The organism is Ureibacillus manganicus DSM 26584, from assembly GCF_000772945.1.
Lineage (GTDB): Bacteria > Bacillota > Bacilli > Bacillales_A > Planococcaceae > Ureibacillus > Ureibacillus manganicus.
This window is the reverse complement of record NZ_JPVN01000001.1, coordinates 226429-248044: the sequence shown is the minus strand read 5'-3', so window position 1 is coordinate 248044 and position 21616 is coordinate 226429. Positions and strand designations below refer to the sequence as shown.

Below are 21616 nucleotides of genomic sequence, written 5' to 3'. Positions count from 1 at the left end.
GGATAATCACTACATTTTGTAGTAAATGTACACTATTATTATGAACAATCTGATTTTGTTTTATGTATTATTATAAAATTTTAGAAAGGATGATTCGTTTGACCATTACTTCTCATGATATTGAAAACCTAATATCCATACAAAGAGCTTTTTTCTATAATGGAGAACAGAGAACTGTTGAATTTCGCAAAAAACAACTTGAAAATTTAGCTTATTCCATTAAGAAATATGAAAAGGAAATTTTAAAGGCTTTAAATTTAGATTTAGGAAAAAGCGAATTTGAAGGATACACAAATGAGGTTGGTATTGTATTAAGTAGCATTCGTTATATGTTAAAAAATATTGATGAATGGGTAAAACCAACTGAGGTTAAAACTCCACTATCATTACAGCCTGCGAAAAGCTTTATTGTTAGAGAACCTTATGGAGTTACTTTAATTATTGCACCATTTAATTATCCATTTCAATTAGTCATGGAACCATTAATAGGAGCAATAATTGGTGGGAATACTGCAATTGTAAAACCGTCGGAATCAGCAGTTCATACATGCGCTATTATAAAAAAAGTAATCGAAGAAACTTTTGACCCACAATATATAAGTGTGGTTGAAGGAGAAAAAGAAGAAGTAACAGCTCTCATTCATTCATCGTTTGATTATATTTTTTTCACTGGAAGTGTAGGAGTTGGAAAAGTAATTATGCGTGCGGCTGCAGAAAGACTTACACCAATTACATTAGAACTTGGTGGAAAGAGCCCTACGATTGTCGATCATACTGCTAATTTAGAATTAGCAGCTAAACGGATTGTTTGGGGAAAATTTAATAATAATGGTCAAACTTGTGTAGCACCAGATTATGTCTTAGTACAACAGTCTGTTTATAGTGAGTTTGTTCAATTGTTAAAGAAAACAATTAAACAATTTTTTGGGGAAGATGCACGAAAAAGTAAGGATTATGGAAGAATTATCAATCATAAACAATTTGAACGTCTTGTACAGTTATTAAATGTTGAAAAAGAACAGGTAACTTACGGGGGGAAATATGATATAGAAGACCGGTATATTGAACCGACTGTTTTAGAAAACATTCATTGGACAAGTCCAATTATGGAAGATGAAATTTTTGGTCCAATACTACCAATTATGCCATATGACCAACTTCAATCCGCAATAGATCAAGTTAGAAAGCTCCCTAAGCCACTTGCGGCTTATTTTTTCTCGGAGCATGAAAAAGCAATAGATTATTTCTTAGAGCAATTGCCATTCGGTGGAGGTTGTATTAACGATACGATTACTCACGTAGGGAATATCCACTTACCATTTGGAGGTGTTGGTCCATCAGGTGTCAATGCCTACCATGGGAAAGCAAGCTTTGAGAATTTTACACATCCCAAATCGATTATGCAACGTTCCACAAAGATTACTAATGAACTTTTATATCCGCCATATAAAGAAAAAGTAAAACTAGTAAGAATGGTATTAAAATGAATAAATTCCCAGAAGGGTTCTAGCACTTCTTGGCGGATAGGAAAGTATATGTTTAACGGTAATCCGCATAAGAAAAGAAATCAACTCGACCTATTTTGGTCGAGTTGTGTTTTTCTAAGGAATTTATTAAATTGAAAATAAAATATAATGTAGATTTAACGAATTTTTGATATGATTAATTTCATTCAGTAAAAATTCCTTTTCTTATAAATAAGTTTATTCGAAAATTTTATAAAACATTTTTATACATATTGTAGTCGGTATTTGTAATTTATGAAGTGTTGAATGGAGGAAATGAGGATGTATACAGAGGAATTGTTAAGTGTAATCCCTTTAAAAAAGGTTATTGGGCAATTACCAAGTAATGTGAAAGATTTATCAATCGATTCTAGAAGTGTGCAACCAAAAAGTCTATTTATATGTATTAAAGGCTATACAGTGGATGGTCACGATTATGCACAAAAAGCCGTTGATTCTGGAGCTACAGTTATTGTTACAGAAAAAGAACTTGACTTAGAAGGTCAAGTTGCCCAGGTCATTGTTGCGGATACGAATCGAGCACTAGGATTACTTGCTGCGAGATTTTTTGACAATCCTTCAAAAGATTTAACGATGATTGGTGTAACGGGTACGAATGGAAAAACGAGTGTTTCAGGAATTATTCACCATATGCTTATTGGTATGGGTGAAAAATCTGCATTAACAGGAACGATTGGCTTTAATTTAAATGGTGTGTTATACGAGTCTGCAAACACAACAAGTGATGCACTTAGTACACAGCAAATGATTTTCCGTGCAAAAATGGAAGGCTGTCGTGCAATGGTAATGGAAGTATCATCGCACGGGCTCGCACTAGGCCGATTGGCTGGTGTTGATTTTGATGTTGCTGTTTTTACGAATTTAACACACGACCACTTAGATTTTCATGGGACGATGGAAGAATATGGTCAAGCAAAAGGTTTACTATTTTCGCAAATGGGTCAAGATTTATCAAAGAATAAATATGTCGTGTTAAATGCAGATGATCCATGGTCAGAAAAGTATGCAAACATAACACCATATCCAGTGTGGACATATGGACTTAAAACTAGTGCAAACTTTAGGGCAGAAAATTGCAACTATGATAATGGATTTACCACTTTTGATATGATTACACCAGAAGGGACATTTCCGGTATCTATGCAGTTATTAGGTGAATTTAATGTGTATAATATTTTAGCGGCGACTGCTGTATTTTATGGACGCGGTTTCCCTATTGAAGCTATTATCGAACAAATTGAGGACTTAAATCCAATTAAAGGTAGAATGGAACGAGTTAAAACAGAATTACCTATTCAGATCTTCATCGATTACGCCCATACGCCAGATGCAATTGAGAAGGCAATTAATGCTGCACACCCATATAAAGGGGAAGACAATAAACTAATCTTTTTAATTGGAACAGGCGGTAATCGTGACAAATCAAAACGACCTGCAATGGCTGAAAAAGCATCACGTGCTGATTATGTTATTTTAACGACAGATGATCCACGTTATGAAGAATATGATAGTATTACAAGTGATTTAGCAAAAGGTATGCTTCACGAAAATTATGCGTGTATTGGTGACAGAGCAGAAGCTGTTCGACATGCAGTCGCAATCGCGGAACCTGGTGACATTATTATTTTTGCTGGTAAAGGACACGAAGATTATCAAATAATCGGTAATACAAAATATCCACACAGCGATGCAGAAATTGCGATTAATGCTGGCCAGTTAAAGTTTGTAAACTAAAAATGAGGACCCTCTCTAACACATGAATGACTTAGAGAGGGTTTCTTCTTTTAAAAGTTTTTCACAATATAAAAAGGTTGTATATAAAGGGTATTTTCTTTTATTATTAGGAAGTAGAAAAAGGAGATTCGAAACATGACTTCAAAATTAGAACAAGATATATTATCGCGCCGCACATTTGCGATTATTTCCCACCCCGATGCTGGGAAAACGACGATTACAGAAAAGTTACTGTTATTTGGTGGTGCAATTCGCGACGCAGGTACAGTTAAAGGGAAAAAGACAGGAAAATTTGCAACATCTGACTGGATGGAAATTGAAAAGCAACGTGGGATTTCCGTTACATCTTCAGTAATGCAATTTGACTATGATGGTTTTCGCGTAAATATTTTAGACACACCAGGGCACCAAGACTTCTCAGAAGACACATACCGTACGTTAATGGCGGTTGATAGTGCTGTCATGGTTGTTGACGTTGCAAAAGGGATTGAAGCACAAACCCTTAAATTATTTAAAGTTTGTCGTATGCGTGGGATTCCAATCTTTACTTTTATTAATAAATTAGACCGTCAAGGTAAAGAACCTCTTGAAATCATCGAAGAATTGGAAGAAGTATTAGGTATTAACGCTTATCCAATGAACTGGCCAATTGGTATGGGGAAAGAGTTCCTTGGTATATATGATCGTTACAATAACCGTATCGAACAATTCAGAACTGATGAAGATAATCGCTTTTTACCGATTGATGAAGATGGAGAGTTAGCAGTTGAACATCCGATGAAGGCAACTTCGTATTACACTCAGGCTATGGATGATATAACATTATTAAACGAGGCAGGAAATGAGTTCTCTGAAGAAAAGATTCGTCGTGGAGAGCTAACACCAGTATTCTTTGGTTCGGCTTTAACAAACTTTGGTGTACAAACTTTCTTAGAAACGTACTTAAAATTTGCTCCAGCTCCACAACCAAGACTTACTGAAGATGAACAATATATTGAACCAGTTGAGCATGATGATTTTTCTGGATTTATCTTTAAAATTCAAGCAAACATGAACCCTGCTCACCGTGACCGTATTGCCTTTGTTCGTATTGTATCTGGTAAATTTGAACGCGGTATGAGTATGATGCTCTCGAGAACAGGTAAATCATTCAAAGTTACCCAGTCAACACAATTTTTAGCAGATGATCGTGAAACAGTGGATGAAGCAGTTGCTGGTGATATTATTGGTTTGTATGATACAGGGACTTATCAAATTGGTGATACAGTCGTTGGCGGTAAGAAATCATTCCAATTTGAAAAATTACCACAATTTACGCCTGAATTATTTGTACGTGTTACTGCAAAAAATGTTATGAAGCAAAAACAATTCCATAAAGGTATACTACAGCTCGTACAAGAAGGGGCAATCCAATATTATAAAACCCTTCATACAGAAGAAGTAATTCTTGGTGCTGTAGGACAATTACAATTTGAAGTATTCGAACATCGTATGAAAAACGAATACAATGTTGAAGTTCAAATGCAAGCAATTGGATCGAAAATTGCCCGTTGGATTGAAAACGAAGAATCGGTAAAAGAATCTATGTCTTCAAGCCGTTCTATGTTAGTAAAAGACCGTTACGACAATTTAGTATTTTTATTTGAAAATGAATTTGCAATGCGTTGGTTCTCTGAGAAAAATGAGGACATAAAATTATATAGTCTATTATAAAATTATCAAAAGGCTGCTCAGAATATATGTACTTCTGGGCGGCCTTTTAACATTATAGTTCCTATACAAAGTTATTAACTATTAGGAAATCTTTGAGCGAAATTTCACAGTTCATTCATCAAATAAAGGTCAAAATCTATTTCGTGTCAATATCATGCAACTTTAAAAATATTTAATCGTTTTATGAAACAAAAGGTAAAATAATTCGTAAATTAAACAATATAGAATGATTACTTACATAAAGGTGGGGAGTGTTATGGGAGTTCATTTATTTACTGGTTTTCCGGGATTAATATCTAGCCAATTAGTACGAGAATTATTTAGAAAAAGTTACGCAGATCATGTTTATGCAATTGTGTTACCTACAGAAATAGAAAAGGCACAAGACGAGAGTTTGCGAATCATGGAAACTTTTCCTGGTAGGAAAATCACGATAATAGAAGGGGATATTACTTTACCTCAATTAGGGATTACACAAGAGACGCTTGATGAATTTATGCATAAAATCGAGGTAGCATGGCATTTAGCTGCAATCTATGATTTGGCAGTACCAAGAGAGATTGCATGGAAGGTAAATGTTGATGGTACAAAGAATGTGAATGAATTTGTTCAGCTCCTACCAAATTTAAAACGATATATGTATTTCAGTACTGCATATGTTGCTGGGAAAAGAGAAGGGGTTATTTTAGAAAGTGAACTTATTCGACCAGTAGCGTTCAAAAACTATTACGAAGAAACAAAATTTGAAGCTGAACTACTAGTAGAAGAAAATAAATCATTCGTTCCAACTACAATCATTCGTCCTGGCATTGTGAGAGGAAATTCGTTAACAGGGGAAACGAAAAAATTTGATGGGCCATATTTCTTCTTAAATATGATCGATAAGGTGAAATTCATGCCATACATTCCTTATGTAGGTCGTTCCAATGCAGTTATTAATGTGGTTCCAATTGATTATGTAATCGAGGCAAGTGCATATATTAGCCAAGAGCCAGATGCTGTTGGGAAAACCCTACATCTTACTGACCCACATCCACATCCAGTGTTAGAAGTTTATCGAATGATGGTAAAGCAAATGACAAATAAATTTCCTAAAGGAAGACTTCCACTTACTTTAACGAAAAAATTCTTACAAATAAAACAGGTAAGAAAAAAATTAGGTGTTGAAAAAGAAACTTTAGACTATTTAACATGGAAAGGGTATTTTGACTGTAGTGAAGCAAAAAAGCTGTTATCAAAAGGAAAGATAAAGTGTCCGGATTTTTTGGAAACAATGCCGACTATGGTGAAATATTATAACAAATACAAACATAAAAAAGAGTATCACATAGAAATTAAATAAAATTCTTGCAATTAATAATAAAATTCATATATAATCATACAAGTAGTTCAACTGAATAACCATTGACTTTATGTCAAAGGGGAGTAGCTATAAGTATTGCATAATACTTACTTCACATTCGTCATTACATGATATTAACTTATCATCGGGTGTGAAAGCACAGCACTGTTTTTTCGGATACCTTGTGTAATCGAAAATGTGAATTTGCTTAGCAAGACCTTTGCCTGTATAGGCAGAGGTCTTTTCTTTTTGCAAAAATTCCCGTTAAAAAGGCATTAACTCAGACTTATTTGGGCAACAAAGCTTTTCTAGCCTAATATGGTGTTCAACTGAAAAATTTTACATTTTGAAATACCTGTATTTTGGGTATACAAAACCTAAGGAGGTTTAACAGTGGAAGCAATTCTTTTAGAGTATTTATGGGTGCTCGTAGTACTAGTATTTTTAGAAGGTTTACTTGCAGCAGATAATGCGGTTGTTATGGCGGTAATGGTTAAACATCTTCCTAGCGAGCAACAGAAAAAAGCATTATTTTACGGTTTATTAGGTGCATTTATATTCCGTTTTGTTGCATTATTCTTAATAACAATTTTAGTGAATTATTGGCAAATTCAAGCGATAGGCGCAGCTTATTTATTATTTATTTCGATAAAACATATTTATGATTCCAAGTTTAAGACGGAAGAAGAAGTCCACGATGAGGATACTGCACCTAAAAAGGGTAAAGGTTTCTGGGCAACTGTAGCAAAAGTGGAATTAGCAGATATCGCCTTTGCTGTGGACTCTATGTTAGCTGCTGTTGCAATTGCAGTTACATTACCAGCGTTAGGTAATTTTGATATTGGTGGTATTAATGCAGGACAATTTGGTGTTATGTTCTTTGGTGGTATCATTGGTATGATTATTATGCGTTTTGCTGCCCAATGGTTTGTAAAGGTGTTAAACAACTATCCAGATTTAGAAACAGGTGCTTTTTTAATCGTTGGATGGGTTGGGGTAAAATTAGCGGTATTAACATTAGCTCATGATGGTGTTGGTATTTTACCACATGATTTCCCTCATTCAACTCCTTGGAAAATTACTTTCTGGGTTGTCTTACTTGCCCTTGCAGTTGGTTCATGGTTAACGAGTGTTGCCAAAAAGAAAAAAGAGGTAACAGGGCATTAGATAGCATTCTCATATAGCAAATAATTTAAGAGGAACAGTTATCCTGTTCCTCTTTTCTACTGTAAATTTCTAATATAAGGTGTATAATTACGATTATTGAAAATACAAAGAAGGCGACAAAATGGCTAAACTTATAACAAAGCGGAAGCACACCATTACACCTTTTCAATTAATTGTAACTTTTTACTTTATGGCGATTGCAATATCTTTTCTACTATTACGTATCCCAGCAGTATACAAAGAAGGAATAGAGGTTTCATATATTGATACCCTTTTTACTGCTATTAGTGCTATTAGTGTTACAGGATTAAGCGTTTTTAATATTGTAGATGTTTTTACGCCATTTGGAATTATTGTTTTTCTTTTTATTATTCAAATTGGTGCTATAGGAATTATGTCAATTGGTACCTTTATTTGGATTTTGTTCGGTAGAAAAATAGGTATGCGTGGTCGACAATTAATTATGATTGACCATAACCAATATAATTTATCAGGTGTTGTTCATTTATTAAAGGAAATCGTTAAGATATTGTTTGTTATTGAGTTCATAGGGGCTTTAGTTCTTTCTGTTCATTTTCTTAGGTATTATGATAGCTTTGGGGAAGCTTTAAAGCATGGAATTTTTACTTCCATTTCGGCTACTACGAATGCAGGTTTTACTTTAACTTATAACAGTCTCCAGCCATTTAGTGCAGATTATTTTGTACAATTTGTGGTTATGATTCTTATTGTTTTAGGAGCAATTGGTTTTCCAGTGCTAGTGGAGATAAAAAAGTATTTATCTAGGAAAGATCGGTCGTTTCGATTTAGCTTATTTACAAAAATAACAACTACAACTTACGGGATCTTATTTTTAGTAGGTGCGATCACTATATATTTAGTTGAATCGTTTCAATCATTTAAAGGAATGCCTTGGCATGAAAAATTGTTTGCATCTATGTTTCATGCTGTTTCTGCACGTTCTGGGGGACTAGCAACATACGATATCTCATCCTTTAATGAAGCGACTGATATCTTCCTTAGCTTATTAATGTTCATAGGCGCTTCTCCAAGTTCGGTTGGTGGGGGTATTCGAACTACGACATTTGCAGTGGCTATATTATTTTTAATCAATTTTGCAAATGGTCGTCATGAAATCCAAGTTTTTGGACGAGAAATTCATATGACTGATGTCTATCGCTCGTTCGTTGTTATTATATTAGCTTCATTTATGGTTTTGTTTGCTACGATGCTTCTATTGATAACAGAACCGTATGCTTCGGTAAACCAAGTGATCTTTGAAATAACCTCTGCATTCGGAACATGTGGCTTGAGTTTGGGGATTACGGAAAACTTGTCTCCAGCTGGTAAAATTATTATTATGATTTTAATGTTTATTGGACGTGTAGGGCTCCTTTCATTCTTATTTTCACTTGGAGGTAAAGCAAATAAAACCAATTTCCACTATCCGAAAGAGCGTGTAATTATTGGTTAAGAATAATAGGATTAAATGGTGTGAATACATCATTTAATCCTATTTTTTATGTCTATTACTTTAGCTACTTTGTAATGAGTAGGAGTAATTTACTGTTTATTACTATTATTGTCTCAATTTCCGCTAATTGTACTTATCCTAATAGTAGATGGACATATAATATTTTGAGGGTGATGAAAATGATAAAAGTTGGATTTGATGCTGGGCATGCTCTTACAACATTAGGAAAACGAACTCCTGATAATGAGAGGGAATGGACATTTAACGATAAAGTTGCTAAAGCTTTTGCGAATGAATTAGCCCTATACCAAAGGGTAACTAGTAGGAGGTTCGATGATCCGACAGGACAAAGAGATATTTCATTACAAGAACGTTCAGATGGTGCAAATCAATGGGGTGCAGATTATTATATTTCGTTTCATCATAATGCTAATACTTCACGTTGGGGAGATTGGACGGGAGTAGAAACCTATGTTTACTTAGGAAATAAGTCAACTACTAGTGGGAAACTTGCTGCAGCAATTCATCCGGCAGTGGTAAATGCATATGGATTAAGAGACAGAGGAATCAAAGAAGCGAATTTTCATATATTACGAGAAACGAACATGCCGTCTATTCTAATAGAAGGTGGATTCATGGACTCGAGAATTGATATAAAAAAACTAAGAGATGACCAAGTGCTAGAAAAGGTTGGAAGAATGGTTGCACAAAACTTTGCCAATTTTGTGGGGTTGAAAAAAATTGCATTTGTCAACAAGGAGGTACAGGAAATGCCTCAACAATTTTTAAATGAGACTGGACGTAATGAAGCTAAAGAAATGATCCGTCGTGGTGTTAAGGAAAATTTATTTCATGAAAAACATGAAAAGGTTGATGAATACAATGATATCCAGTTACTTAGTTATGCATTGGCATATATTAATAGAAAAACAAAGAACTAGAGAAGTTGTGTTCATTCTCTTTTAATCATATACGATTCGACAAACGAGTAGGTTGGCAAAGTAATGCTAACCTACTTTACTTTTCAGAATTATATAAAAACAATTAATTTGACAATATTTTCATACTTTTATAAAATTTATATGATTGAAAGATGATAAACACTACTATATACATAGTTATTTTTAAAAATTTAATATAGTAAATTAGTAGTTTAATTAGGCCTTTTGTCATTATCATCAATGAAAAATTATCTTTAAATGCATTATTTAGTGAATTCTTTTCACAAATTACGTTATGATTAGTTAAAAATTTACATAAATATATTAATAAATGTCATATTACTCGAAGTAGAATAATAGATTTAAAATATGAAATTATTTTCTGGTAAAGGGAAGTACAATTGGAAGGATGTGTGTTTCAAAAAATGGTGAAACTACAAGAAAAAATAGATCATCAAAATAATTTAAAGTTGCTTAGTCAAATGGCTGCGACAATTGCGCATGAAATACGAAATCCAATGACCTCAATAAATGGTTTTATAGAATTACTTAAAATAAATTCCACAGAAGAAAATAAGAAATATTTAAGCATTATTAAATCAGAATTGGATCGGATGGATCAGATCCTCTCGGAAATTCTATATTTATCAAAGCCTGTTGAAAGACAGTTTGAAGTAGTTTCAGTTGCAAAAATTATCAATGAAATAAAAGAAATAATGTCACCATTGGCAAATTTCCATAACATTACAATAGACTTAAAGATTGACAAGCCTTCTGACTCAAATATATTGGGTAATCCTAATCGTATAAAACAAATGCTAATGAATCTTGTGAAAAATGGAATTGAAGAAATGTGCCAGGGTGGTTCAATTACAATTTCATTGAAGAATGTGAAAGAAAAAATCCAAATCATTGTTTGTGATGAAGGACGAGGAATTGAAAAAGAAGATATTCCTAATTTGTTTAAACCATATTTTACAACAAAAAAAGATGGGACAGGTCTTGGGTTGCAATTAGTTAAACAGGTAGTAGAAGAACATGATGGAATAATTTATGTAAAAAGTACTTTGAATGTTGGAACTTCTTTTGTTGTTGAATTACCAACCAACATGTAACAAATCAATAAAATATTCTTTAAAGAATAGCAAAAGATAAGCTACTCTAATTTCAGATTATTGTATTTTTGACAAAACTCATAGCTTGCCGATATAATATTGTTATTAGGAAAAAAGGATGATTTGTCATGACTTCAGAAGAAATTAAACAAACTTTAAAACTTTATATCGTATTATCACGTGCAAATAAGGCTATTAACGAAGTGACAAATCAATTTTTTCAACAGAACAGCCTAAATCCAACTGAATTTGCTGTATTAGAATTACTTTATCATAAAGGTAGACAACCGTTACAACAAATAGGAAATAAAATTTTGCTCGCTAGTGGCTCAATTACCTATGTAATTGACAAACTTGAAAAAAGAGGCTTCTTGACAAGAGTATCTTGCCCAACAGATCGTCGTGTTACCTACGCGGAAATCACGCAAGAAGGCTCTGATTTTATGGATAAACTTTTTCCAGAACATGAACAACACTTACATGAATTGTTAAGTGCATTGACACCAGAAGAAAAAGATATCGCTATTAACTTGTTGAAAAAATTAGGTTTATCGATAAAAGATTTATCTTATTAATAGCCTCTAAAGTGAAGTTGTTAAATGTTCATTTTCGCTGCCGCACTTAGCGATTTGAACATGATTTTAACGACTAAATTTACTATCTAAAAGGTTTGTCCAGAGTAGCGAACACTGGACAGGCCTTTTATTTTGCGAAAAAGTGTCTAAAAACCATTGGTAATTGATTTTTAGACACTTTTCTTTTTTTGTATTTGAACAAGCATTCGTTTACATACAGTTTACTAATTAGTTTTTGTAATTGTTAATCCCATTTTAATCATTGCATCAGTTAAATCTTTTGCAGGGTTATCGAAAATTGTTAACCGAACAAGTTGGTTTTCTTTTTCAAATATAACTGCAGTGACAGTTTGGTCAGTTAAATCAACTTTATATGCTGCATACTTAACGATACTTTCATTAACATATGATTGAATGTCAAATTCTGTATAATCAACATTTTCAGCAACAAAGCTCATCATTTCTTCAGTATTCTTTTGTAGATCTTCAAACGTTAAATCGTTAACTGACATGTTTTCTATACGCATTGAAATAGAGTCATTTTCAGTTAAATAAAGCATATCTTTACCTGGTTCTTCCGCAGTTAAAGTAAAGCTTGGTAAGATTTGAATAGTGTAATGTTGCTCATTACTAGTTGCTGTTGTTGTTTCTTCAGTTTTTTCTACATTGTTCGTTGTATATGTGATACTTTTTGAGTCATTTTCTGATGATTCACTTGATTCATTTGGTTTCTCTTCTACTGTTGTGTTGTCAGTACCTGCATTTGTTCCTTCTGAATTTGTTGGAACTTCTGTAGTATCTTGCTCTTTTGCAGTACCACATCCAACGAGCATAAGTAATGCAATACATAGTGTGGAAAGAAATTTAAATTGTTTTTTCATGATGATTACCTCCTCAAAGAATTAAACGTATCATTTCGATGAAAGTTTCAACGATTTGGTGCATTTAGATTTTTACTAAAAAAAAGGAATTAGTAGGAAAAGTAATAAGATATATACTTCATGAGCTACTATTGTAAGTGGAATGCTCTTTTTCCATTCGTAAATTAAGCCTAACAAAAGTCCAACAATGAACGTCAATAACCCGTAGGAAAAATATCCGCTGAGTATAAAGGGACCTGCGAATAGCAGGCTAGTTAATACAATTGAAAGTAGTGGAGAAGTCCAACTTTTAATCGTTTCTTGTATAAACCCTCTCCAAAATATTTCTTCTCCTACGATGATAATGAAAATTAATAGTAAATAGTGCCAAATATTACTTGGACCAAAAGTTGAGATATACTTAGTTATAGAAATAGAAAATTCGTTGCTAACCAATTTTAGAATGGTATAGAAAAGGCGAGTAATTCCATAGAGAATAACGCCATATCCAATCCCGTATATTAAACATTTCCAGATGGAAAGTTCATCTTTTTGTTCAGCAGAAAGAAATGAAATAGCTACTCCAATCAAAATAATAAACGGATATAAATACCAAAAAATTTCAGATTCTTCGAATGAGTAGTAAATAACCGCATAAAAGAAAACTAACGAGAGTAGGAGTAAGATTAATTTTTTATGTTTTTTCAAATGTTAATACCTCCTCGTTACTTATACTAACACAAAAAAAGACTTCCCAATCATCATTTGCGATGTAATGGGAAATCTAAATTTAAAAAAGATCTTTATTTAAAATTTTATATTTTTTATGATTTACTACTGTTTTTTCTTCTAATTCAAGGTCGTGGAAATTTTCCATAATAGTTAGGTCAACAATTACGGAATTTTCATTTACTTTTTCAACAATTCCTTGTAATCGACCATCTTTAAACTCAATAATATTTCCTACTTCAGCTATTTTCATAACCAGCAGCTCCTTCATGGGATAATATTAAAAAAGTTAGCATGAAAAGTCTGGAAATGTAAAGACTTTTTTGAATAATTAATCGTTAATGACTAATTTAAAATTTCAAAGAAAGGTGTTTTTATATGGAAAAGTATAAAAATTTGATTGAACAGTTAAAAAATGGGGAAATTAATACTATCGAAATTAGTAAAGAAGAATTTTTGCTATTTAGGGAAATCCTAGTAAAGGATGAATTGTTTAAACACTTCCACGGTGAAGGAAAGCAAGGTGGAAATGTAGTTTATACATTTATGGAAACACCTAGAGCATAAAAAGTAATGACAATTTTAAGGGAGGGAGTTTGTGAACAAAGAAGCTTTAGACAAACTGGAAATAAAGCGAGAATTGATGATTCAATCTGGGATTGAAAATGGTTTGCAAAATCCGAAGACGATTCGTTTAAGTCGTGAGTTAGATCAAATGATGAATCAATTTGAGGATGAGGAAAATATGAATAATAAAGAATCACTTAGTTAAAAAAACTTTTATTTATATGTTTAATAAATATTTTTTTGGCTATATTATAATTGAACACAGCAACATTCTCATTTCCCCCTTTAAGAGTTGAAAACTTTGGTTTTCAGCTCTCTTTTTTTTGTTTTGTTACTCAAAAATTTTATCAGTCCCCCATTTTTCCTTATTAACAATTACCATCTAAAATTTATGCTTCTGCGGTGGTCACATCAAGATGTCACCATCCTCGGCGCAAAGCGGTCGTCTCAAAAGGACTTTTCAGACGCCCACTTTGTAAAATTCGAGTAAATTTTTTGAAATATATAACAAGGCCACTATTATTTGCTAAAATACTAGCATAACGAATTTATTTGGGGTGAAAGTATGTTACAAAAAGAGAAAATAGGTTTTATCGGGACAGGTGTGATGGGAGCTAGTATTGTAAAACATTTGCTAGCCTCACAATATGATGTAACGGTTTATACACGGACAAAGGAAAAAGCTCAAAGTTTAATCGACCTAGGTGCGAAATGGGCACAAACACCAGCAGAAGCATCTAAAGAGGCGGATATCGTATTTACAATGGTAGGCTTTCCACAGGATGTCGAAGATGTATATTGTGGTGAAAATGGTATTTTGCAAGTTGCAAAACAAGGAGCAATTGTTGTTGATATGACAACATCAGAACCAACTCTAGCTAAGAAAATTTATGCACTGGCAATGGAAAAGGGGATTTCATCTTTAGATGCACCTGTGTCAGGTGGGGATATTGGGGCACAGAATGGAACTTTATCCATCATGGTTGGAGGCGATCAAGAAGCTTTTGATAAACTTCTGCCGGTATTAGAAAACTTTGGTTCGAACATAGTGTATCAAGGAGAAGCAGGTAGCGGTCAGCATACAAAAATGTGTAACCAGCTATTAATTGCTACAAATATGATAGGTGTTTGTGAAGCGATTTCATATGGACTAAAAGCTGGACTTGATTTGGACAAAGTAATGCAATCTATATCTACTGGAGCGGCAGGTTCTTGGTCATTATCCAATTTAGGACCGAAAATGCTTAATGGCAATTATGATCCGGGATTCTATATAAAGCATTTTATTAAAGATATGAAAATTGCAATCGATGAAGCAGAAAGAATGGATCTTAATCTACCAGGAGTTAAACTTTCTAAGGAATTATATAACACTCTATTAGAACGAGGGTTTGGTGATTATGGTACGCAAGGCTTAATTAAGTACTATATAGACTAATACTTACAACTGAATTGAACTGTGCACTCATAGAATGATAGTAAGTCATAAACCGAGGAGCGAAAACAATTGGGGAAATCTTTTAAAAAAGGTATGCCAGGTGAACGAAGTCAATTGGCATTGTATATGTCGTTACCGATATTGTCGTGGGCTTTTTATGATTTTGCAAACACAATCTTTTCGTCTAACATTACAACCGTATTTTTTCCATTTTATACGAATGAAGTATTAGGAACAAATGAAGTAATGCAACAAGTGGCGAGTACGTTTATATCCTATGCGAATGCAGTAGCCAGCTTCTTCATTGTTTTGTTTTCCCCGTTATTTGGCGTTTGGATTGACCAAACAGGTTACAAAAAACGGTTTATTGTATGGTTTGCTTCTTGTTCAATTTTCTTTACATTCTTAATGGGGATTCTTGCAGAAATTGATAATAATATTTTAGTAGGCGGAATTCCACTAAGTTTTTTACTAGTTGTTATTAGTTTTGTTATTGCGAAGTTCTTCTATAATTCAAGTTTAGTATTTTATGATTCCATGATGGGAGATCTCGGTACAAAAAAAGAGATGCCATTAATTTCAGGATTTGGCGTTGCATTAGGATATTTAGGAACAATCGTTGGATTATTAGTTTATTTAATCGTGGCTGATGGAAACTATCATCGTGCATTTATTCCTACTGCTATTTTGTTTTTACTTTTCTCACTGCCATTATTTTTTATAAATAAAGATAATCCAGTCCCAAAGAGTGAACGTAAAAAAATTGGATTTTTTGATGGCTATAAAGAAATATTTAAGACCTTTAAAGATATGAAAACCTACAAACCTATTTTCATATTTATGATTGCTTATTTTTTCTTAAACGATGCTATTGCAACTACCATTGCAATGATGACAGTATATGCAACAGCAATCGTCGGATTTACTTCAGGCGAATTTATCATTCTGTATTTAGTAAGTACGGTAGCTTCTGTGATAGGTTCATTCATATTTGGTTACATTGCAAAATCAATTGGGGCTAGAAGATCCGTTTCAATCGTTGCAGTGATCATGATTATTGCGCTAACAATTGGTGTTTTTGCAAATGCAAAATGGATGTTTTGGATTGCTGGTAGTATGTTTGGTGTCTCTTTAGGGTCCATGTGGGTTACTTCTAGAACGTTAATTGTTGAAATGACACCTGATGATAAACGGGGGCAATTCTTTGGTTTGTTCGCTTTCTCAGGTAAGGTGTCAGCAATAATAGGACCAGCGATTTACGGAACGATTACGCTTACTCTTGCGGAATATGGAGCACTAGCGAGTCGAATAGCTTTTGGTTCACTAATAATTATGACAATTATTGGTCTAATTGTTCACTTACAGGTTAAAAGTAATGAAAATAGCTTGTAGGAGAAAATATTAGCCTATGATACAATTTAGGTATAATAATTGTCCAAGGTATTATTAAGAAAGGGGCACTCGCCTGTGGAACCAAAAGGAATTTTACTAGAGAGCGGAACAAATGAATTAGAAATCGTTGAATTCCATGTTGCAAATAATAATTTTGGAATTAATGTCATAAAAGTTAAAGAAATCATACAACCGATTCCTGTGACGTTTATACCTCACGCACATCCACATGTTGAAGGAATTGTACAACTCCGCGGTGAAGTATTGCCTGTAGTTGATATGTTAAAAGTATTAGGAATTCCAAATGTGAATTATAGTGCAGAACAAAAATATATAGTAGCTGAGTTTAATAAACAAAAAGTTGTGTTTCATGTAGATAATGTGACGCAAATCCATCGTATTTCTTGGGAAGATATAGAAAGACCTTCAGACATGTATCAAGGTGGATCATCTCAGGTAATTGGTGTCATTAAACAAAATAACAAAATGATTTTAATGCTCGATTTTGAAAAAATTATGGTGAATATCAATCCTAATTCTGGTATTAATATCGACTCAGTTAAGAAATTAGGTAAACGTGAACGTTCTGAAAAACGTATTGTCGTTGCTGAGGACTCACCATTACTCCGAAAATTATTAAACGATACGTTCAATGAAGCTGGTTATGTAAATTTAGAGTTCTTTGAAAACGGTAAGGATGCCTATCAATACTTAGAATCTATTACAACATCAGGTTCTAAAATAACAGAAAGAGTCCAATTAGTTGTAACAGATATTGAAATGCCACAAATGGACGGACATCACTTAACAAAGAAAATAAAAACAAATACTGATTTGCAGGCACTACCAGTCATTATTTTCTCAAGTTTAATCACAGACGATCTTAGACATAAAGGGATTGAAGTTGGTGCAGAGGCTCAAATTAGTAAACCAGAAATAGCAGAGCTAATATTAAAAGTAGATGAACTTATCTTATAAGATGAATTTTTCTACATTTGGGTGTCGATAGATTTTATATGGATTGAACAAAAAGTCGGATACCTTTTAAGGCTTCCGACTTTTTGTTCTTTACCAGTTTAATTTGGAAAGAATTGCCCTATTCTATACATAAAGTGATTTACCGCAGGCTAATTAGCTTCATTGGACTATAAGTAACCATTTCTTATGTATTAAGCTTTAGTCCACCCTTCATAAGTTAAAATACATATTAAATTTTGTTAAAAGAGAGAAGTGAAAGTATGAGAAGACTTAAGACTGCGATTATTGATATTGGCTCCAATACAATTCGACTTGTACTCTATAAATACGAAAAGAATGAAGGGTTACGTGAATTTGGGAATGTAAAAACAGTTGCAAGATTGCGGAACTATATTGAATCAGATGGCAAGATGTCTGAAGAAGGAATACAGTTACTTACAAATACATTAAACTCATTTAAACAAATTATAGATGACTATGAAGTAACGGATATTAAAGCAGTTGCGACAGCTGCAATCCGTCAAGCAAAAAATAAAAATCAAATCATTTCTAGAATGAAAAAAGAAACCGGCATAAAAATCGAATTATTATCCGAAGAAGAGGAAGCTTACTTTGGTTTCTTGGCGGTAGCCCATTCAATGGAGACACCTTCAGCAGTAACAATTGATATTGGTGGAGGATCTACTGAAATAACATTATATATTGATAAACAGCTTCAAAAATCATTTAGTTTTCCTTTTGGGACGGTGTCACTAAAGCAAAACTTTATAAGTGGCGATTTAATTAATGATTCTGAAAGAAAATTACTACGGGATTTTATAAAGGAACAATTTAAGAGTATTCCTTGGATTCAAAATGTAAATTATCCAATCGTTGCAATTGGTGGAAGCGCGAGAAATGTTGTGCAAATTCATCAGCATCGTATTGACTACCCAATATCAGGTGTTCATCATTATGAAATTGCAAAAGACGAGTTAGACAATTTAAATAATTATCTTGGGAAAATGAGTCTTGAGCAGTTAAGACAATTAGATGGCTTATCATCCGATCGTGCGGACATTATTGGTGTAGCAATGGATGTATTTTTAGTACTAATGGATATTGTGGGAACGAAATCCTTTCAAGTAAGTAAAAAAGGATTGCGTGAAGGTGTTATTATTCATCGCGTACTTCAAGACAATGAAAGAGCCTTTGATAAGTATAATGTATTTGAGGAAAACTCCAGGCGACTTGCCTTTGAGTATGGTCGATCTGAAGAAGAATCTAAAAACTTAATCTCATTAGCAAACCAGTTATATCAGGAGAGCTGTGATTTAAATTTATTAGAATTTAACATTAATGATTACGAATTGATTAGAAAAGCGGCGAAGATATACTCAATTGGAGAATATATTGAACTTGATTCGGCTAGTCAACATACGTTTTACATTATAACGAACCAATCCATTGAAGGACTGAATCATAAAGATCGGGTAAAATTGGCTTTACTCGCGTCTTATAAAAATCGAGATTATTTTAGACGTTTTTCAACTCCATTTGAGTCTTGGATTTCTAAAGAAGAAATGAAAAAGCTTAAGGACTATGGAGCATTATTGAAATTTGTCTATGCTTTAAATATTTCCAAACGTAATATTGTAAAATATTTGCAATTAGAGCGAAACGAAAATGGCATTACTGTAAAGATTACTGCTGAAAAAAGTGCTTGGACAGAAAAATATCAAGCTGAACGACAAAAAAAGCATTTAGAGCGGCTTTTTAAACAACCGATAACGATTCAATTTACTTTTGAAAGGGTGCAAGAACGATGAATACGGAACTTGAAAAAAGTTCAATTGATACACGTAAAGATTATGATGATAGTTTAGATAATGATGATCACTCGGAACACTCGCTAAAGATATTAAACGAAATAGCAAAACCTGAATATTATAATAATCGTGAACTAAGTTGGTTAGCATTTAATGAGCGTGTTTTAGAGGAAGCTGAAGATAAAAGTAATCCATTATTAGAACGATTAAAATTTACTGCTATTTTTAGTTCTAATTTAGATGAATTTTTCATGGTCAGAGTTGCAGGTCTTCAAGATCAAGTTCGTGCTGGTTACCATAAACCAGAAAACAAAGCTGGTTTTACACCTACAGAGCAATTAACTAAAATTGCAGAACGTACGCAAAAGCTCGTAAAAAGACAAATGGAAGTATTTCGACATTTGATTTTTGATTTATTGCCAAAAGAAAATGTATTTTTAAAGGAATTTAGAGCATTAAACGATGAACAAAAAAGATATATCGCTGAGTTATTTGAGGAAACAATCTTCCCAGTATTAACACCAGTAGCGGTAGATGCCTATAGACCATTTCCAACATTATTAGGAAAGACACTAAACTTATTAGTAATGCTTGAGGATCACAGTGCGGGTATTGAGCATAGTGAGCGTGTAGCTATTGTGCAAGTACCATCAGTTTTGAACCGCTTTATTGAAGTTCCTAGTCAAGATGGAGAAAAAGTCTTTGTATTATTAGAAGATGTCATAACAAGCCATATTGACCAATTATTTTATGGATATAGAGTGAAATCTACTCAAGCCTTCCGCTTAACAAGAAATGCAGACTTAACAATTCATGAGGAAGGCGCTCAAGACTTACTCGTTGAAATTGAAAAAGAATTAAAGAAACGCAAATGGGGAGTCGGAAGCCGTTTGGAAGTCAGAGATGGCGAAATGAGCGACGAGGTACTGGATTATCTATTAGATGAATTTGAAATTGAAGAATCTGATGTTTATAAAATTGATGGGCCACTTGATCTTACTTTTTTGTTTGGTTTTGTGAAGAAGATATCTATTGGTCGTGAACATTTGGTTTATGAAAGCTTTATACCACAACATCCAAAAGATTTACAATTGGATGAGGATATTTTCGAAAAAGCGTTAACGCAAGATATATTCTTCCATCATCCATATGAATCCTTTGAACCGATAGTTGATTTTGTTGCTGATGCTTCGATAGATCCGACAGTGCTCGCTATAAAACAAACTTTATACCGAGTGAGTGGGAATTCACCAATTATCCAAGCATTAAAGCAAGCTGCTGAGAACGGTAAACAAGTTACTGTACTAGTTGAACTAAAGGCGCGTTTTGATGAAGAAAATAATGTTCATTGGGCAAAAGAACTTGAACAAGCAGGATGTCTTGTAATTTATGGGATGAATAATTTAAAAACCCATTCAAAAATTACACTTGTTGTTCGTAGAAGCCAAGGAAGAATTGAACGTTTCGTCCACCTTGGAACTGGAAATTACAATGATGCAACGGCTAAAACATATACGGATATGGGAATCATAACAACAGATAAAGAATTCGGGATGGATGCAACGAACTTCTTTAATTATTTAAGTGGGTATACTGAAAAGCCTAAATTCAATCACCTTGTTGTCTCTCCATTTGATATTAGAGATGAGTTTATTAAATTAATTGATGAAGAAATTCAGTGCCATAAAAAATATAAAAATGGATATATTCGTCTAAAAATGAATTCTTTAACCGATAAAGATATTATAATGAAACTGTATGAGGCATCCATTAATGGAGTGCAAATTGAATTACTAGTTCGTGGTATTTGCTGTCTACGTCCTGGTATTCCAGGCATTAGTGAAAGTATTACTGTATCTAGTATTGTTGGAAGATTTTTAGAGCATACAAGAATTTATTGGTTCCACCATAATGGTGAAGAAAAAGTCTTCTTATCTTCCGCAGATATGATGACGAGAAATATGGTAAAACGAGTTGAGATATTATTCCCTATATATGCAAAAGAAACAAAAGAGCGCTTAATGAATATCTTACTTACTCAGCTATCGGATAATGTGAAAGCCAGAGTGCAAGATGCAACAGGTAAATATCACTATAAAGATGAACGAAATGGCCTTGTTATTAATAGTCAAGAATTGTTTATAGAAGAAGCAATGAGTAGAGTTATAGTCGAGGATTAGAATTAAATAGTGAAAATTTTAAGTTCTACGTCCAAAAATCTACTAAAAGCTTTCATTCGCCGTTACTGGAGGAAAAT

At 33.3% G+C, this 21616-nt stretch carries 19 protein-coding genes; 16 read left to right on the top strand and 3 right to left on the bottom strand.

Annotated features, from left to right (window positions below; genetic code table 11):
* The first annotated feature begins 98 nt into the window (after window positions 1–98).
* The 9 genes from CD29_RS01190 to CD29_RS01150 all read left to right on the top strand — a co-directional run bounded on the left by CD29_RS01190 (window position 99) and on the right by CD29_RS01150 (window position 11587).
* A complete protein-coding gene (locus CD29_RS01190) occupies window positions 99–1487 on the top strand; it encodes an aldehyde dehydrogenase (protein WP_088322068.1) in 1389 nt (462 codons plus the stop codon).
* Between the two features lie 300 nt (window positions 1488–1787).
* Window positions 1788–3260 carry a UDP-N-acetylmuramoyl-L-alanyl-D-glutamate--2,6-diaminopimelate ligase gene (locus tag CD29_RS01185; protein ID WP_036181958.1) on the top strand — a complete coding sequence of 491 codons (1473 nt, stop codon included), beginning with the start codon at window positions 1788–1790 and terminating at the stop codon, window positions 3258–3260.
* A gap of 135 nt (window positions 3261–3395) precedes the next feature.
* Entirely contained in the window at window positions 3396–4973 is a 1578-nt protein-coding gene (locus CD29_RS01180; RefSeq protein WP_036181956.1) for a peptide chain release factor 3, read from the top strand.
* A 256-nt stretch (window positions 4974–5229) separates the two neighbouring features.
* Window positions 5230–6315 carry an SDR family oxidoreductase gene (locus CD29_RS01175; protein ID WP_036181954.1) on the top strand — a complete coding sequence of 362 codons (1086 nt, stop codon included), beginning with the start codon at window positions 5230–5232 and terminating at the stop codon, window positions 6313–6315.
* A gap of 393 nt (window positions 6316–6708) precedes the next feature.
* Entirely contained in the window at window positions 6709–7482 is a 774-nt protein-coding gene (locus tag CD29_RS01170; protein ID WP_036181953.1) for a TerC family protein, read from the top strand.
* 121 nt (window positions 7483–7603) lie between these two features.
* Window positions 7604–8956: a TrkH family potassium uptake protein gene (locus CD29_RS01165; RefSeq protein WP_036181952.1), complete on the top strand. Its 1353-nt coding sequence runs from the start codon at window positions 7604–7606 to the stop codon at window positions 8954–8956.
* Between the two features lie 179 nt (window positions 8957–9135).
* Window positions 9136–9897, top strand: coding sequence for an N-acetylmuramoyl-L-alanine amidase (locus CD29_RS19490; protein ID WP_052123933.1), 762 nt, complete (start codon window positions 9136–9138; stop codon window positions 9895–9897).
* A gap of 425 nt (window positions 9898–10322) precedes the next feature.
* Entirely contained in the window at window positions 10323–11012 is a 690-nt protein-coding gene (locus tag CD29_RS01155) for a sensor histidine kinase (RefSeq protein WP_169716138.1), read from the top strand.
* Window positions 11013–11140: 128 nt separating this feature from the next.
* Complete coding sequence (locus CD29_RS01150) at window positions 11141–11587, top strand: MarR family winged helix-turn-helix transcriptional regulator (RefSeq protein WP_036181951.1); 447 nt, start codon at window positions 11141–11143, stop codon at window positions 11585–11587.
* 224 nt (window positions 11588–11811) lie between these two features.
* On the opposite strand, the gene CD29_RS19485 is transcribed toward CD29_RS01150, so the two are convergent.
* From CD29_RS19485 to CD29_RS01135, 3 genes are all read right to left on the bottom strand, one after another.
* Window positions 11812–12468 carry a hypothetical protein gene (locus CD29_RS19485; protein ID WP_052123931.1) on the bottom strand — a complete coding sequence of 219 codons (657 nt, stop codon included), beginning with the start codon at window positions 12466–12468 and terminating at the stop codon, window positions 11812–11814.
* Between the two features lie 75 nt (window positions 12469–12543).
* The gene (locus tag CD29_RS01140) at window positions 12544–13155 is read right to left on the bottom strand and encodes a CPBP family intramembrane glutamic endopeptidase (protein ID WP_036181950.1); all 612 of its coding nucleotides are present in this window, start codon (window positions 13153–13155) and stop codon (window positions 12544–12546) included.
* 82 nt (window positions 13156–13237) lie between these two features.
* Window positions 13238–13429, bottom strand: a complete 192-nt coding sequence (locus tag CD29_RS01135) for a YkvS family protein (RefSeq protein ID WP_036181949.1) — start codon at window positions 13427–13429, stop codon at window positions 13238–13240.
* A 125-nt stretch (window positions 13430–13554) separates the two neighbouring features.
* On the opposite strand from CD29_RS01135, the gene CD29_RS01130 reads away from it, so the two are divergent.
* The 7 genes from CD29_RS01130 to CD29_RS01105 all read left to right on the top strand — a co-directional run bounded on the left by CD29_RS01130 (window position 13555) and on the right by CD29_RS01105 (window position 21539).
* Window positions 13555–13743, top strand: coding sequence for a hypothetical protein (locus CD29_RS01130; protein ID WP_036181948.1), 189 nt, complete (start codon window positions 13555–13557; stop codon window positions 13741–13743).
* Between the two features lie 31 nt (window positions 13744–13774).
* Window positions 13775–13948: an aspartyl-phosphate phosphatase Spo0E family protein gene (locus CD29_RS19850; protein ID WP_268870968.1), complete on the top strand. Its 174-nt coding sequence runs from the start codon at window positions 13775–13777 to the stop codon at window positions 13946–13948.
* 360 nt (window positions 13949–14308) lie between these two features.
* Entirely contained in the window at window positions 14309–15181 is an 873-nt protein-coding gene (locus CD29_RS01125; RefSeq protein WP_036181947.1) for an NAD(P)-dependent oxidoreductase, read from the top strand.
* Between the two features lie 93 nt (window positions 15182–15274).
* A complete protein-coding gene (locus CD29_RS01120) occupies window positions 15275–16573 on the top strand; it encodes an MFS transporter (RefSeq protein ID WP_036182132.1) in 1299 nt (432 codons plus the stop codon).
* Window positions 16574–16648: 75 nt separating this feature from the next.
* Window positions 16649–17551 carry a chemotaxis protein gene (locus CD29_RS01115; protein WP_036181946.1) on the top strand — a complete coding sequence of 301 codons (903 nt, stop codon included), beginning with the start codon at window positions 16649–16651 and terminating at the stop codon, window positions 17549–17551.
* Window positions 17552–17811: 260 nt separating this feature from the next.
* The gene (locus tag CD29_RS01110; protein WP_036181945.1) at window positions 17812–19359 is read left to right on the top strand and encodes a Ppx/GppA family phosphatase; all 1548 of its coding nucleotides are present in this window, start codon (window positions 17812–17814) and stop codon (window positions 19357–19359) included.
* Window positions 19356–21539: an RNA degradosome polyphosphate kinase gene (locus tag CD29_RS01105; protein WP_052123930.1), complete on the top strand. Its 2184-nt coding sequence runs from the start codon at window positions 19356–19358 to the stop codon at window positions 21537–21539. Before CD29_RS01110 ends, CD29_RS01105 begins: the two co-directional genes overlap by 4 nt.
* Window positions 21540–21616 lie beyond the last annotated feature (77 nt).